Source organism: Bradyrhizobium guangdongense, assembly GCF_004114975.1.
Classification (GTDB): Bacteria; Pseudomonadota; Alphaproteobacteria; order Rhizobiales; family Xanthobacteraceae; genus Bradyrhizobium; species Bradyrhizobium guangdongense.
This window is the reverse complement of the sequence record NZ_CP030051.1, coordinates 6,121,352-6,136,582: the sequence shown is the minus strand read 5'-3', so window position 1 is coordinate 6,136,582 and position 15,231 is coordinate 6,121,352. Positions and strand designations below refer to the sequence as shown.

Annotated in this window: 10 protein-coding genes; 5 read left to right on the top strand and 5 right to left on the bottom strand. The window is 60.4% G+C overall.

Annotated elements, in window-relative coordinates; all coding sequences use genetic code 11:
• Window positions 1–3 precede the first annotated feature (3 nt).
• From X265_RS29250 to X265_RS29235, 4 genes are all read left to right on the top strand, one after another.
• On the top strand, window positions 4–1,224 hold the full coding sequence (locus X265_RS29250) for an acyltransferase family protein (protein WP_244659418.1): 1,221 nt from the start codon (window positions 4–6) through the stop codon (window positions 1,222–1,224).
• A 158-nt stretch (window positions 1,225–1,382) separates the two neighbouring features.
• A complete protein-coding gene (locus X265_RS29245; RefSeq protein ID WP_128967975.1) occupies window positions 1,383–2,576 on the top strand; it encodes a hypothetical protein in 1,194 nt (397 codons plus the stop codon).
• Between the two features lie 26 nt (window positions 2,577–2,602).
• Window positions 2,603–3,709: an acyltransferase family protein gene (locus tag X265_RS29240; protein ID WP_128967974.1), complete on the top strand. Its 1,107-nt coding sequence runs from the start codon at window positions 2,603–2,605 to the stop codon at window positions 3,707–3,709.
• Complete coding sequence (locus tag X265_RS29235; RefSeq protein WP_283815002.1) at window positions 3,706–4,800, top strand: acyltransferase family protein; 1,095 nt, start codon at window positions 3,706–3,708, stop codon at window positions 4,798–4,800. Before X265_RS29240 ends, X265_RS29235 begins: the two co-directional genes overlap by 4 nt.
• Window positions 4,801–4,807: 7 nt before the next feature.
• Here the strand turns inward: X265_RS29235 and X265_RS29230 are convergent, their stop codons facing one another.
• The 4 genes from X265_RS29230 to X265_RS29215 all read right to left on the bottom strand — a co-directional run bounded on the left by X265_RS29230 (window position 4,808) and on the right by X265_RS29215 (window position 13,089).
• Window positions 4,808–6,172, bottom strand: coding sequence for an acyltransferase family protein (locus X265_RS29230; protein ID WP_128967973.1), 1,365 nt, complete (start codon window positions 6,170–6,172; stop codon window positions 4,808–4,810).
• Window positions 6,173–6,248: 76 nt separating this feature from the next.
• The gene (locus X265_RS29225) at window positions 6,249–7,346 is read right to left on the bottom strand and encodes an acyltransferase family protein (RefSeq protein WP_164938845.1); all 1,098 of its coding nucleotides are present in this window, start codon (window positions 7,344–7,346) and stop codon (window positions 6,249–6,251) included.
• 207 nt (window positions 7,347–7,553) lie between these two features.
• Window positions 7,554–11,681, bottom strand: a complete 4,128-nt coding sequence (locus X265_RS29220) for a beta strand repeat-containing protein (RefSeq protein ID WP_128967971.1) — start codon at window positions 11,679–11,681, stop codon at window positions 7,554–7,556.
• A gap of 280 nt (window positions 11,682–11,961) precedes the next feature.
• Entirely contained in the window at window positions 11,962–13,089 is a 1,128-nt protein-coding gene (locus X265_RS29215) for a glycosyltransferase (protein ID WP_164938844.1), read from the bottom strand.
• A 235-nt stretch (window positions 13,090–13,324) separates the two neighbouring features.
• On the opposite strand from X265_RS29215, the gene X265_RS29210 reads away from it, so the two are divergent.
• Window positions 13,325–14,425 (top strand): glycosyl hydrolase 53 family protein, encoded by a 1,101-nt coding sequence (locus X265_RS29210; RefSeq protein WP_128967969.1) that lies wholly within the window; start codon window positions 13,325–13,327, stop codon window positions 14,423–14,425.
• A 24-nt stretch (window positions 14,426–14,449) separates the two neighbouring features.
• Here the strand turns inward: X265_RS29210 and X265_RS29205 are convergent, their stop codons facing one another.
• Window positions 14,450–15,196 (bottom strand): hypothetical protein, encoded by a 747-nt coding sequence (locus X265_RS29205; RefSeq protein ID WP_128967968.1) that lies wholly within the window; start codon window positions 15,194–15,196, stop codon window positions 14,450–14,452.
• Window positions 15,197–15,231: the final 35 nt, after the last annotated feature.

Here is a 15,231-nt window from a genome sequence, read left to right as displayed (position 1 = left end):
GCCGTGACGGTGCCTGCTCATCGCGAGAAAGCGCATGTCCTTACGCTGGACAGCATTCGAGGAATCGCAGCGGTCACCGTGGTCATTCACCATGTGATCTTGATGCCGACCTTCCTCGCGGCATTTCCGAACCACGCCTGGATCGACTGCGCGTTCTTCCGCAGCGGCGGATTTCTGGTCGACCTGTTCTTTGTGCTCAGCGGCATGGTGATGTCGCTCAGCTACCTGCAAACCGATTTCGGGCGCTTCTCGTTGCGCGACTTCATGGTTCGACGGTTCGCGCGGGTCTATCCGCTGCACATCGTGATGCTTCTCGTGCTGCTGCTGTTTCGTCTGGTGCGCATCGGGCTCGGACTGGCGGTGGCGGGCGCCGTCGTCACCGGTCCCGCGGCGTTTGAAGTGAACAACGGCTACTCGTTTTTTCTGAACGTCTTCCTGCTGCATTCGCTCGGCTTCATTGAGTATCTGAACTGGAATGCGCCGAGCTGGAGTATCAGCGTCGAATTCTACACCTATCTGGTGTTCGGCCTGTTGCTGCTCGCGGCGCAGCGGCTCAACTCACTCGCCTGGTTCTACTTCGCCGCCGCCACTTTGGCGATCGGTAGCTGGCTTGTGCTCACAACCGTGGTCGCGACACCTCAGCTGGACGTCCAGTTCGATTGGGGCCTGCTACGCTGTTTCACCAGCTTCTTTCTCGGCGTGCTCACCGTAAGAGCGGTCAAGGGGCTGCCGCGCGACATCGGTCCAGCTCTGCAGGGCGCCGTCCAGCTTGCAGTCGTGGCTGCGGCCGTGGCTCATGTGTCCCTGACCGAAGCCTATCCGTGGATCAGCTATCTCGCGCCGGTAACCTTTGCCGTGCTGCTTGGCTCGCTATTGGCGTTTCCAGACGCCGCTCTCGTTCCCGCCATGCTCACGATCAAGCCCCTGTTGTGGCTCGGTCAGCGGTCATACTCGATCTACATGGTCCACGCTTTCGTCGTGCTGCTCGCCGAGTATTTCGTGAAAGTTCTAGGTGCGCGTCCGATCGCTGCACTCGATTCCATCTGTCCAGGCCTGGCCACGACGTTGAATCTCACCATCGTGGTTGCCGCCGTTCTCGCGCTTTCAAACTTCACCTACCGATATGTCGAGCTTCCGGGCGGCCGCGTCTTACGGCGTGCCCTCGGCAGGACTCCAGGATTTTCTTCGTCACAGGTCGCGCCCTCTGCGCGACCGTCCAACTAGGGGTTTTGGTCCGTATGGTTGGTCTCCGGCGCGCTATGCTTCCGGCCTTCGGCTTCAATCTCGAAGCCATCGCGCTCACCGCGTACATCTTCCGCGATGCGTTCGGAGGCGTCGTACGATACTACATCACGATTCTGCACGTCGGAGCGCTATGGTTCGTGCCGGACGTGATCGCGATGTTCTGCATCTTCTTGTTCGTGAACCGCTGCATCATCAGAAACCGAAGTGTTCTGGCGATTCTCGTTCTGCTCCAGATCATCCTGTCGCTCGGCATCGGCTACTTCTTCCTGGGAACCGTGAACGCCTTGTCGTCGTCGTTCAAGATGATACTTCCTGTTTTCGTCGGCTTCTCGTTCTGCGATGCCGACCTGTCATCGTACAGGAAGCTGCTCGCCATCTTCACGGGCGTATTCTACGCGTCGGTCTTCGGGGTGATCCTGTCCAAGTACTGGACGATGCCTTGGACCGGCTTCAAATATGAATCGTTTGGCGCCGTGCGCGAGGCGGGCCGTCTTTGGTGGGCGGCCGCGGAGGTCCGGCTATCCGGCTTCGCGTCCGACAATACGATGGCAGGCTTCTTTATCTTGACCTGCTTTGTTACCACCTCCATCCGGCGAAGCACTCTTTGGTGCCTGGTTTGCGGGTCCGTCGCGATCTACGCGATCAAATTGACCACGAGCAAGACGACGATGCTGGTGCTCGCCTTTTATCTCATCGTACTCTTGATCGTGCGGATGCTGCCTGAGCGAATGAAATTTTCGGCGGTCCGGGCACTCGCGCTATGGTCATTTGCCGCGATCCTTGCGCCGGCGACCCTCATCCTGCTTGCGTCGGGAACAGTGGTCGGCAACAAGAGCCTGCTGTTCAGCATCATGGATCGAATTAACAACAGTTGGCAGTTGCCGTTCGTTTATTTGAGCGACCTGATGCCGATCGGTTACATCACGGGTTGCGGCATAGGGTGCTTCAATTATCCGCAGCAATTGTTCTCGAATCTCGCATCTTATTGGGTGCCGGTGGACAATTTCTACATCGGGACTTACCTGATGTTCGGATTTCCGTTCGTGATCTTCATGTGGATGGTATTTCGTTCTACGTTCTTTGTTACGGACATTTACAAGCTGTCGCTGATCTTTACCGTCAATCTCTTCACGATCACCGTGCTGAACTATGGTCCTGCAACCGGGCTGTTGATCATTGCTCTCAGCTTTAGCGAGGTCTTCTCGCGACGCGTCTCCGTAGCGCTTCAGGAGCCGTCGCGCCGCCCGCGCGCGCGGCGCGCGCAGCTGTCGAATGAAGGCCAAAGTCTTGGATCAGGCCTTGGACCAAATCTGCCGCGGCCGGCATCGTGAGAGCCTGACCGGCAAAGGGAATGAAGATGCACAAACGATTGGCTTTCGTTGATACGCTTCGCGGCATCGCGGTGCTCTCGGTCGTCCTCCAGCACACGCTGGAGCAGATCGTGCTCAATCAGCCGACCGGGACGTATTATTGGACGTTTCACTATGCGCTCGGAGAGTATTTCAATTTCGGCCGCTTTGGCGTGGTGCTGTTCTTCTTTGTCAGCGGCTTCGTGATTCCCTACAGCTTTCCGAATAGCGCCGCTCCCGTTCGAGACTTCGCCATTAGTCGCTTCTTCCGCCTTTATCCGGCGTACTGGCTCTCGATCGTCGTCCTGCTGGTTCTCTCCCCGGCCATCGAGGGTAAGACCTTTCCGTCCTCGCACGTCCTGGCCAACGTGACCATGTTTCAGATGTTCATGGGCGTTCCCAACATCAGGATCGCCTATTGGACGCTGACGGTGGAGCTGATCTTCTACATCAGCTGTATTTGCCTGTTCGCGACTGGCTTTCTTACACGCCGCCTGACTGCGCTCCAGATCGTCATCGCAACCTGCATCATCGGCATCGTCGCTTTCCCGGTCGTCAAAATTCACGCCGTGTGGGGTGTGCTCGAGCTTGCGCTCGATTTGACGGCGATGTTCTTCGGGAAAGTGATCCGCGACACCGTCATGGAAGGCAAGCTCAATTGGCGCCACGTCGGGATCTGCGCTCTTCTTTATGTGATCTTCGCGGCCGGCGTCACCTACAGGCGTTACGGTGTCGACTACCAGGAGAACTTCTTCTGCGCGTACGGAATGGGCGCGGCCTACATTGTGGCGGCCTTCGTGTTCATCGGCTTCGCGGCCCTCGGCGAGAAGGCCGCCTGGCGCTTCATGTCCTTCGTCGGCATGATCAGTTATTCGATCTACCTGATGGGGTCGTTCGCGATGATCGTGATCTTCTACTATCTCGGCGCCGGTAGCGGCCCGATGCAGTGGCTTCTCTTTACGGTTGCCGTGATCGCAGCCTCGATTCTCGTCAGCTGGCTGACCTATCTAGCGATCGAAAAGCCCTCCATCAGATTCGGGCAGCGGTTCCGGTCCCCACGTTCCTTCGCTTCGGTTTCGCTCCAGTCTCCCCTCCGTAGCCAGGTGGCAGAGTGACGGCGCCAACGCACCCGTCTTACGCCGAGGCCGGTGGCGGTTTCGTACCGTCGATCCAGGGCCTTCGTGGCGTCGCCGCGATGAGCGTCCTGATCGATCATTTTTGCGACATGCCGAAGGGGGGCGTCTACGACATCCCCGATCCCGGCTTTCTGCCGCCGATCTGGCCGTGGCTGCAATCGGTGATCAACTCCGGCGGGCACGGTGTCGAGCTGTTCTTCATGATCAGCGGCTTTCTGATCCCCGCGAGCCTGGTGCGGCACGGATCGATCGGAAAATTTATGTATGATCGCGTCCTGCGCATCATGCCGGTCTTCGTCGTGCTGCACATCGCGCTGTTCGCGGTCGGCCCGATCGTCGGATACAAGTTCTTCCGGGGGATCGATCTGCCGACCTACCTCCAGGTGTTCCTTGCCAATTTATTCTTCGTCCAGGACGCGCTCGGGTTTCCGATCGCCCAGCAGAACGCCTGGACGTTGACCTACGAATGGGCGTTCTACATCCTGTTCGCAGCCTGCTTCGGTGCGGTCGTGCGGCTGAAGAGCTGGTGGCTTGCCGCGCCACTGATCCTCCTCGGCTTGCTCTGCATCCTGCGCTGGCCGATCACGGCTTTTTTCGTCGTCGGCATGCTGTTCAGCGCGATTAATCTCCGCTTTCGGATCACGGGCGTCGCGGGCGTTGTTGCCGGGCTCGCCTGCTTTGCCGCCATGTATGTCGCGCTCGATGTCCTGCATCCGTTCGCAGCGCTGCTCCCCGGTTTTCTCCTGTTCGGAATGGTGCTGGCGACGGGATCTGGGATCTCGGGCCTGTTGAGCCTGTCTCCGCTGCAATACCTCGGCAAGATCAGTTACAGCCTCTACCTCGTTCACCCCTTCGTCCTGTTCCCGTTGCAGGTCATCGGGTTGAAGCTGGTGGATCGCGGCGTCGATCGCTGGCTGCTGTGGAGCGGATTCGTGATCTTCGGCCTTGCGCTCGCCCTGATTGCGAGCGCGCTCAGCTACGAGATCATCGAGGTCCGCCTGCGCCGGTTCGTCGACGGGACGCTCAGGCACATCTTTGCGCGGAAAATGGCGCAAAGCCCGGCGGCTTGATCGGCGCTCAAGCCGGCCGTTGATAGAACCGTCGCAGGCGCAGCGCCGGTTTTTCGATCACGTTCCAGGAGAAGGATGCAAAGCCGAGCGTCAGCACCACGACGATCGGCAGGATCACCGCCAGCGAAAGCCGATGGTCCGGCCCCAGAACGCGCTGGGAGATGTCGATCGTCGCCTGGGTGATGGGAAAGCCGTAGAGATAGATGCCGTAGGAGAGGTCCTGGCGAAACAGGCGATCGAATGCCTTGAAGCTCTGCATGCCGATGTAGACCGTGCAGTAGGTCAGGAAGATGCCGGCGAGCGGCAGCAGCACGTTGAGCCACATGATTCCCGCGTAGCAGGCGGCGGAGATCGCAAAGATCACCCAGTGGATCGGTACGTATCTGGCGTTCAGGCGGAACACCATGCCGAAGAAGAACATGAAAACGAGATACCAGCCGGCCAGTCTGGTCGAATCGGATCGCACGTTGAAGGTCGCGGGATCGATGAAATAGGCGAGGAGCTCTGCCACCAGCGCCGCGCCGACTAGAAGCGTGATCCAGCGGACCTTGCGCGTCTCGCTCGAGATCATGTGCGCGAACAGCAGCGCGAAGGCGAAGACGTAGCACCAGAGCTCCCAGGGCAGGGTCCAGAGATTGGCGTTGACCATCTCCGGCCAGGGATTGTGCAGGAACAGGCCCGGCAGCTCGAAGGTGACATGACCGACGATGTTGCCGAAGTAGCGGTAGAACTGGTACTCCGACAGGTATTGCGACAGCGGCAACTGCGTCAACAGCGGTCCGACCAGGAGCGCGCAGAGCGTCACCTCGACGCTGAGCGCCGGGACGATTCGCAGCACGCGGTTGATGAAAAACGTCTTCAGATCCGGGTTCTTGATGGCGCTGCCGGTCACCAGGAAACCGCTTAGCGCGAAAAACATTCCGACGAGCGCAATCAGGCCGGGTCGGAGAAGCTCCTGGATGATCTCGGTGGCCTGCAGATGGCTGAAGGACAGAGCGGTCAATCCGCCCATCTTGTCAAACGCGGCTGCGGCTGGATCCTTCAGCACGAACACCGCCATTCCCGGTTCATCGAGCTTCTTGACGAAGGCGGCGCCTGCGAACAGCCCGGCAACGGCCACACGACAATGATGTGACAGAATGACCAGCGACAGCAGGTGCCGCATCATGTTGAAACCCGGTCCGAGCCCGTTGTTCTTGGCCAGGATAGTTTCCGCGGTGTCGTACTGTGCCAGGCCCGACTGGATCGTATCGGGCAGCTGCCGGAAGCGCGACGGAGCGGAGGGACGCTCGCGGCCGACCGCGCCCGGCAACGCAACGGCCGCGAACTCTGCGTCTCGATCCGTTTGCGACATCTTCGTACGGCCTTTCATGCGCCTGTCTGGACGGCATCAGCGGATGCCACGGAGTTGAAGCCAATTCATGACCGCGGGTTTCCGCCCAGCGCCGCTATGCGACGACCGAGCGGCGCCCCAGCCTGCGGCAATAGCCAATGAGCGGCCGCTCGACATACCAATGGATCAGGATTCCGGCGAGGACCGAGCCGACCACGGCGAGAATGACGAAGAGGGCCGAGGGCAGGGGATTGTGGAGCCGGGCCGAGATCTGGATCAGCACGATCGCGGCGGCGGCGTGAGTGAGATAGATCGCGTAGGAGGCATCACCCAGCAACATGCCGAGGGAATGCAGCGGTCCCGGGCGTTCGGTCGAGGCGATGCCGAGCCACACCACCAGCGTCGCGAACAGGGTCCACCACACGGCCCGAAGCCCGTTGTCTTCCGAAAGGGTTGCCCCGACAATGGCGGTCGCCAGGATGGCGGCGGCGATTGTGAGCAGGAATGCTCCCGGATAGCGGCTGCGGACCAGGGGATGACCCTTCAGCCACAGCAGGCCCAGCGCGAAGCCCATGCCGAACTGGAGGTTGGGCATCATGATGTTGCCGTAACCCACCACGGTGGCGAGCGCGAGGCCGGTATTGTCCGGATGCAGCAGTTCCGGCCACGCCAGCAGGCGCGCCGCCGTGTACCAGGTCAGCGGCGCAAGGAACCAGGCCACCAGCAGCGGCAGCAGCGGGCGCGGCCGTAACATCGTCAAGGCGAACAGGATGTAGAAGATGAACTCGTGCCTGAGCGTCCACACGACGTAGGGCCTCAGTTCCCCGATCGGCCACAGCACCATGGCTCTCAGCGCAAGCATGGGGTCGGCTTTGGCGGTGCCGGCGAGCGACAACAGGTTGTAACCGATCACGCATACCCACATGAAGGGAATGATGCGCACGAAACGGCGGAGAAAGAATTCCGTGCGCGTGCTGCGGATCGGGCCGAATGAAACAATCGTGATGATGAAGCCGCTGATGACGAAGAAGATCGCGACGCCGAACAGGCCGGTTTCGGCGAGCAGGAACGGGCTCTCGCCATAAGAAGGTGGAAGGCTGACCAGCCAGTTGACGTGCCAGATCACGACCAGAATGGCTGCAAACCCGCGCAGATATTGAATTCCCGGTACGATCCCGCCTTTGGGAGATCGTGCACCCTCGATGTCAGTCAATGTCGCCTCAATGCCGCGCTGGTTCCCGATTTTACCGATCACTCCAGCGATCGGTCAAATCCTAGTTTTTAGGCGCGATGATGATGGTCGAGGCAAATGTTGGCGCGGCGAGGGGACGTAGTGCGAGCGCGTGGATTGTGCGGCAGGCGCGGATCACACCGATGCGTGCGGCGAGGCTGCGCTCCGCCGCACGCATTCGGGGGTCGGTCAGACGAACGCGAAGTCGTTGCTGGTCAGGTTCGCGGCGACGACGTTCTTCAGCAGGATCGAGTCGCTCGCCGTGACGTGGACCAGGGTGTCGGCTCCGGACTGGCTGATCTGGAGGTGACTGTAGTCCGTGGCCATCAGCTTCGAGATCGCGACCGTGTCGTAGCCCGCCGCGGATCCGGCATGGAAGCCGTTCACCGTGTCGTTGCCGCCGCCGAAGGAGATCGTGGTCGAGCCGGCGCCGGCCACCGCGAAGACGTCGTTGCCGGCGCCGCCGGCGAGCGTGATGCCAGCGACCTTGGCCGACGCATTGTGCGTGCCGTCCGCGTTCAGGATGTCGACGGAGGCCAGGTTTCCGGCGGTGGTGTAGAAGTCGTGCTCGGTGCTTGTGGCGTTGAAGTAGAAGTTGTCGTGCGACCCGTCGGCATTGGTGACGTACATCTTGGTCTTGACGCCGTCGGCGTAGACCGTCGTCGAGGACGAGCCGTCGGTGTGCTGGGCGAAGTCGCTGGCGATCTTGCCGCTCGAATACGTCTGGGTGTCCTTCGAGCCGTCGGCATTGTTGATGTAGACCGACGTCTTGACGCCGCTGCTGTAGTTGGTCGTCGTGGTGTTGCCGCTGGCCTTGGCCACCGTCTGGGTCACGCTGCCGGTCGTGTCGTAGGTAGACGTCAGGCTCGAGCCATTGGCATAGTTCTGGACCTCCGTCGTCTTGTGCCCGGTCGAGTCATACAGATCGGTGGTGACGCTGCCGTCCGAATTGACCACCTTGCTGTATTGCAGGCTGCCGTCGGCGTGCAGATCGGTGATCGACGTGACGCTGCCGTCCGCCTTGATCTGCTGGATCTCGGTCGTGTAGGCCTTGCCGGTGACGTTGAAGAACGTATTGGTATGCGTGCCGTCGGCATGCGTGTCGTAGGTCGCGGTCTTGATGTCGTTGCTGTAGACCGTGGTCGACGACGAGCCGTCCGTCTTCTGGATCAGCGTGCTGGTGAGGTGACCGGTCGTGTAGAGGTCGGTCTCCTTGGAGCCGTCGGCATGCGTGATGTAGACCGATGTCTTCACGCCGCTGCTGAAGTTCGTGGTCGTGGAGTCGCCGCCGGCCTTCGCCACGGTCTGCGTGACGCTGCCCGCCGCATTGTAGGTGGAGATCAGCGTGGAGCCGTTGGCGTAGTTGACGATCTCCGTCGTCTTGTGGCCCGTGCTGTCGTACTGGCCGGTGGTGGTGCTGCCGTCCGCGTTCAGGACCTTGGTGTATTGCGTCGTGCCGTCGGCATGCAGGTTGGTGAAGGCCGTGATCGTTCCGTCAGCCTTGGTGGTCTGGATCTGCGTCGTGTAGGGCTGGCCGGTGATGTTGTAGAAGGTGTTGGTGTGGGTGCCATCGGTGTGGGTGACATACACCTTCGATTTCACGCCGCTTGCGAAGACCGTCATCGATGACGATCCATCAGTTTTTTGAACGAGATCGGTCGTGATGAGGCCGGCTGCGTACAGCTTGGTTTCCTTGCTGCCGTCGGCGTTGATGATGTAGATCGAGGTCGGAACACCCGCGCTGAGGTTCGTCGTGGTGGCGTCGCCGTTGGCAGCCTTGGCAACCGTCTGCGTTGCGACCCCTGATGTGTTGTAGGTGGTGGTGAGGCTCGAACCGTCCGTGTAGTTCTGAACGACGGTGATTCTCTGGCCGGCGCTGTTGTAGAGGCCTGTGGTGGTGCTGCCGTCGGCGTTCGTGACCTTGGTATACTGTGTCGTGCCGTCGGCATGCAGGTTGGTGAGGGCGGTCACCGTTCCGTCCGCCTTGGTGGTCTGGATCTGCGTCGTGTAGGCCTGGCCGGTGATGTTGTAGAACGTGTTGGTGTGGGTGCCGTCGGCGTTGGTGACATACACCTTGGATTTTACGCCGCTTGCATAGACCGTCGTCGAGGATGATCCGTCGGTCTTCTGGACGAAATCGCTGCTGATCACGCCGGCGGTGAACAGCTTGCTTTCCTTGGTCCCGTCGGCGCTGGTGATGTAGATCGAAGCCAGCACGCCAGCGGTGTAGTTCGTCGTCGTGCTGGCACCGCCGACCTTTGCCACGGTCTGCGCCACCTTGACGGTGGTGTCGTAGTTCGTGGTCAGGCTCGAGCCGTCGGTATAGTTGCGCACTTCCGACGTCTTCTGGCCGGCGCTGTTGTAGAGGTCGGTGGTTGTGCTGCCGTCGGCGTTGAGGATCTTGGTGTACTGCGTCGTGCCGTCTGCGTGCAGTTGGGTGATGGAAGTCATCGTTCCATCGGCCTTGGCGGTCTGGATCTGGGTCGTGTAGGCCTGCCCGGTGATGCCGTAGAACGTGTTGGTATGCGTGCCGTCGGCATTGGTCAGATAGACCTTGGACTTCAGGCCGTTCGCATAAACCGTGGTCGTGACCGACTTGTCGGAGCCGACAACCGTCTCGCTGGAGATGCTGCCGTCCGAATTGTAGTTGATGGTCTGCTTCGCGCCGTTTGCGCTGACGATCACTTCCTGCGTCTTCACGCCGTTCGAGTACAGGATCGTGTCGCTGCTCGAGTCGACGTTGACGAGCGACTTGCTGGTGATGACGCCGTTGCTGAAGTTGGAGGTCTGCGTCCCTGTCAGCGTGCCGGACGCATTGAAGAACTTGGTCTCGCTCCAGCTCGTCGTCGAGGTGGTGACGGAGAAGGAGTAGCCGCCCTGAATCGCGGCAAGGGCGTTGCCATAATGCGAGATGATGTAGCTCATCGTCGATGTGGAGGCGACAGGGAGCACATGCGTATCGGTCAGCGTGATCGACTGCAGGGTGGTCGAGGCGGAGAGGTCGGCGAGCTCCGCGACGATCTGCGCGGCGGTGCCGGTGACGTCGGCGGCCTGGGTCCCCCCCGAGGACGCCCGGGCGACGCCGTCGATCTCGATGATGACCGGGTGATCGCTCACCGGAATCGTGAACGAGCTGACATTGCTGTAGGTCGCGATCGGGTCGGTTCCACCGGTCGGATCGTAGACCTTGATCGACTGATGTACGGCGTCGAGTTGGACCGTGACGGTCTGGCTCGGATTGCTGATTTCCGAGTTCGTCGTCGGATCCCAGACCTTCGGTTCGGCCCAGACGACGAGATCATAGGCACCATTGCTCTTGCCGAGCACCATGCTGTTGCCGGAGTCCGGCATGTTGCTGAGCGTATAGTTCAGCGGGCTCGTCGGCTGGCCGCTGCCTTTTCCGTCGTCGTTGAGGATCGTCGTCAGGTTGTGGACGGCGGTGGCGGCGAGTTTGGGCGTGCCGTCGTCGTAGAACAGCCCGAAATGGCTTTGCGCATTGGTGTCGCTGCTGGACGAGTTGCGATCGAGCAGCTCGTAGAGATAGGTCGTGCCGACGCCGTCCTTGAAGGCGTCCATCACCGTGTTGAGGATGGACTTGGCCTGAACCGCCTCGTTGACGCCGAGGAACGGCGTGGTGCTCAGCGTCGTGTAGCCGGTCTCGGTGATGACCGAAGGATCGCCTGGTGACACGGAGCTCGCGAGGTTGAGAGCCGAGGACAGAGCGGCCGCCGGCGTGGTGCCGGTGCTGACGTAAGCGTGCGAGTTGGCGTAATCCGAGTATGCGCCGAGATTGCCAAGCTTCGCGAAGTCGGCGGGATCGGTGTAGCCGAGGGTGAGGTTGTAGACGGGAAGTTTGGCGAGCGATGCATCGGCCTTGATCGCGGCGTAGTACGCTTGCTGAAATTGCGCGGCGGCCTCGATCGTCGAGCTGCCGTTGTAGCTGAACGCCTGGAGGTTGACCTCGTTCAGGCCCTCCAGCGCGATGATGCTGCCCGGGTGTTTCGCCTGGAAAGCGTCGAGCGCGTCGATGTATTGCTGCAAGCCCGCTGCCCCCGACGCCGGGATCGACGATGAAACGCCGAGATCGAACTTGTAGCCCGCGCTTGCCAGACCGTCGAGCACCGGCTGCGCCGCCGGGATATTCGTCAAACCATCACGAAGCGAAGTGACGCCGAGATATTTCAGATCTGCTTCGACGAGTGCGAGATTGTTGTAGCCGCCCCACGCATAAGACACGTGAGTGTTGACGCCGATGGAACTCGTGAACGCGCTTGCCGAAAGGACAGTCTGATTGGTGCTGGTGATAGTCGTCGTCATGATTTTCTCTGGTGATGCCCGCTGTTGTTCTTTGGATAGCGGCAGAGTTTCTCAGTGACGTTAGAAAGAAGGCTAAAGATGTAGAGAACGACGGCTTTTCGCCGAACGAACTGCAAGTATTTTCAGCACACTGCGAGAGACCGCTTGTTCCGTGCTGGAACTTGCACGCGTCGCGTGATGAGGAATTATTAGCGATGCGTTTCGTTGCACCAAGTTCCGTGACGAGGAGATGAAACTGCAGTGCGAGCGAGGATGATTCGTCGCACGCTTGTTGCGCACTCTAATGCGTATGCGCTGTGCTCGATGGCGATGCGCCGGGCAGTTGATAGTCGGCACGCCATCCCAGCCGTTGCGCGTCGCCGTCGGCGATTGCTTCGAGCAACGGTCGAAGGGCCTTTCGCGCGCCATTGAGACTGCGATAAGCCAGGATTGCCTCGATCGCGAGGAGGCCGACGTAGCTCATCCGGTTGATGCGATAGACAATCGGAGAGGTTGTATACCGTTTCTCAATCAAGATCCGGTTCCGGCAGGCATAATACAACCGCCACGCCGGCGCCTCGGGGCTGACCAGGGCGCTGCGCGCACTGGTGCTCGGCTTGTCCCAGGACTCCTCGGCGTCGTTGATGCAGCCGACATCAGTCAGATAGATGGTTACGCCCGCATCCATCAGGCGCAGCGAGTAGTCATGGTCATCGCTATAAAGGACGAACTCCTTGTTCGGAGGCGACACCCTCCTGACGGCCGCCATCGGCAGCAGCAGTCCGCCATAAGGCGCGGTTTCGATCCGGCGCAGGTGGAATTCCCCGTAATTCTCCGGAGAATGGCGGGCCGAGCGTGTGAACCGTCGCCACAGCTTCGATGGAAGCGAGGCGAGATGAAAGTTAAGAAACGAGTTGTTGCGGATCGCCACCGCGGTCTGGTCGGCGAGAAGGGTCGGATAGATGCCCCGGTGCCGGCGCAACGCGCAAAGGCCGATATCGTCGCTCGCGCCGAGCGCCGTATGCAGCGCGAGCAGGCGCTCCAGGAACCCGTCCTCGCCGACATTGTCGTCGTCCAGGATCAGGACGAACCGCAGGTCCTTGTCCAGGAGCCGCTGAGCCGCGGTGATGCCGGCGTGAAATCCTCCGGCCGATCCCAGGTTTGAAGCGAGCCTGATGATGTCGACCGGCGGTTGCTGCGCGAAATCGTCCGGGGCCACCGGGCGGTTGCATCCGTTATCGACCACAATCACACGCCCGACCGCAGGGCTGGCCTGGACCGCTTCAACCGTCCGTCTCACCAATTGCTCGCGGCGTCCGTAGGTCACGATGACACATGCGACCGAGCGTCCCGCGACCGTCGAGCGGTCGAGGGCGATTTGCGACGTCAGTTCGAGGGGGGCGTTCATCAATTCAGTCTCGCTCGGCATTCCGTCGTTCCGTTCAGGCGACATTATAGATACCCAGTGGAATTGGAACGGCAATTCCAGCGGCAAATTTCGCCGCAAAACCGTGCAATCGCTTTGCGCGGGCCCTGCAGGCGCACTGCGCTGCCTCTTTGTCGTTGCGAGCGTATTGTGATCACATTGTGAAGGCAGTCTCGGCGCGTGGTGCCGATGCCGGATCGGATCGCATGCATAGAGTTCTCGAGCGCGTGGAGGCGCAATGTTCCTGGTGGTGAAGAGATTGTTTCTGGTGGCGCTGTTGCCGGTGCTCGGTCTGGTGGCATCCGTCGGGATTGCCAGCGCAGGTCCGCTGACATGGGGGGTCGACGGGCCCGATGGCCGGCGCGCAGACCTGAAGGCGATCTTCGAAGTCATGCGGGCGCGCGGGCTTACCCAATACAGGGTCGGTGCAAATCTCGCGCGGGATACCGATCCTTACGAGGTCCAGATGTACCGGGACATGCTGGCGCTCGCCAAGACGTACGGCATCACGCTGAAACCGATATTGGCGACCCCGTTTGCCTGGGGCGATCGGACCGACGGCGGCAAGTATCCGGCCGGCGATTGGAATGCGCTGTACCAGCAGGCCTATTCGAGAACTTATACCTTCGTGGTCAATTTTAAGGACCAGATCAACGATTGGGAGATGGGCAACGAGATCAACCTTCTTGCGCTGGATCCCAGCGGCAAGAAGCTCTACGGCCGCGGCTGGACCGCCGAGGAATTCGACATGCCGGTCATGAACGACTGGGTTGCGGTCCTCAAGGGCATGTCGGACGCGATCGACAAGATCAATCACGACTACGGCTTGCACTTGCGACGCGTGCTCAACACCACGTCAACCATGTTCGGTTTCCTCGACTTCATGGCGTCGAAGGGCGTCGGATTCGACGTCATCTCCTACCATTATTATGAATCCCTCAATCAGAATCCGAACCGCGCATGGGGCGGCAGCAGGCAGCCCTACAATCTCTTCAAGAAACTCGCGTCCTACGGCAAGCCGGTCGTCTTCAACGAGGTCAATTGCGCGGAGATCTACAAGCCCACGTACGAGAACGAAGCCGGCAAGCCCATGACGGAGGCGTGTTACAAGAGCCTGTATGCTACCCTTAGCTTCATTACCCATCAGGCCGATGCCAACGTCGAGAGCGTGTTGATCTACGAGATGCTCGACGAGCCGGCCAAGGCTCCTCCGGAGAACCGCTTCGGCCTGATGTACGACATCCATACGCCGAAGGTGCCGCTCTACATGGTGTCGCGGTTTGCCGGGAAGGCGCTCGCGCCCCACGAAGCCGAGGAACTGAGCAAGCGCGGAATGTAGACACCGCCCGATCCGGGATGTCGCCTATATCCAGAGCCACGGGCAGACGCGGTCCAATGCCACCCGGATGTAGAACTTCCAGATGTTGTCTGTCGCGTATCCCTTGTTGTCGAGTCCGCGGATTCCGCTCACGAGCGGAACCGTCCGGAACCGGCGAACGAACTTCGATGTCTTCGGCGCGGCGTCGAAATCGTCGCGCAGCGCTTTCTCGGGGAATGCGGCCGCGGAGGTCTCCTCGTAAAGCTTGCATTTACCCTGGAGATATTGCCGATAGCCTGCCTTGGTCCAGGCCATCATGTACATGTCGACCACCCGCTTCGGATAGTTCCGCATGTTGACGTAGAAGGCGAATTCTTTCGGGCGCTTCTGGATCAGCTTGGCAAGATTCAGGACGATGTACCGGCCTGTCACCTTCCAGATCGGCGTGTCGGCCTCGCATTCCCGGATGAAACGCGAATTCTCCATCGCGTAGTCGAGGAGGAACAGTTCACCATAGCCGCGGCCGTACATCTGCGGATAGTCCAGTCCCGCAAAGGAAACGAACTCGACCTTGTCGAGGATGTTCAGTTGCTCGGCGATGGCCTTGAGGCTGGACAGGTCGGATTCCGAGTTCTCGACGAAGACGATGCGGTCGATGCACTGCCCGACCAGCCTGCCGTAGAACCACAGCGCCTCTTCATAATCCTTGCGGCGGAGAGCGGGATCCTTGCGGCCGAGGCTTCGCACGTCGGCTTTCGGCGTGATGGTCGCCGTCATGATCAGAATGTTCATGGGTCCTTTCGATTTCATCTTATCGATCTTCTGCG

Bases quoted from the DNA above. Each gene is read 5' to 3' on its own strand.
- X265_RS29240 (WP_128967974.1), top strand. From the start codon at position 2,603: ATGCACAAACGATTGGCTTTCGTTGATACGCTTCGCGGCATCGCGGTG.
- X265_RS29230 (WP_128967973.1), bottom strand. From the start codon at position 6,172: ATGAAAGGCCGTACGAAGATGTCGCAAACGGATCGAGACGCAGAGTTC.
- X265_RS29220 (WP_128967971.1), bottom strand. From the start codon at position 11,681: ATGACGACGACTATCACCAGCACCAATCAGACTGTCCTTTCGGCAAGC.
- X265_RS29215 (WP_164938844.1), bottom strand. From the start codon at position 13,089: ATGCCGAGCGAGACTGAATTGATGAACGCCCCCCTCGAACTGACGTCG.
- X265_RS29210 (WP_128967969.1), top strand. From the start codon at position 13,325: ATGTTCCTGGTGGTGAAGAGATTGTTTCTGGTGGCGCTGTTGCCGGTG.
- X265_RS29205 (WP_128967968.1), bottom strand. From the start codon at position 15,196: ATGAACATTCTGATCATGACGGCGACCATCACGCCGAAAGCCGACGTG.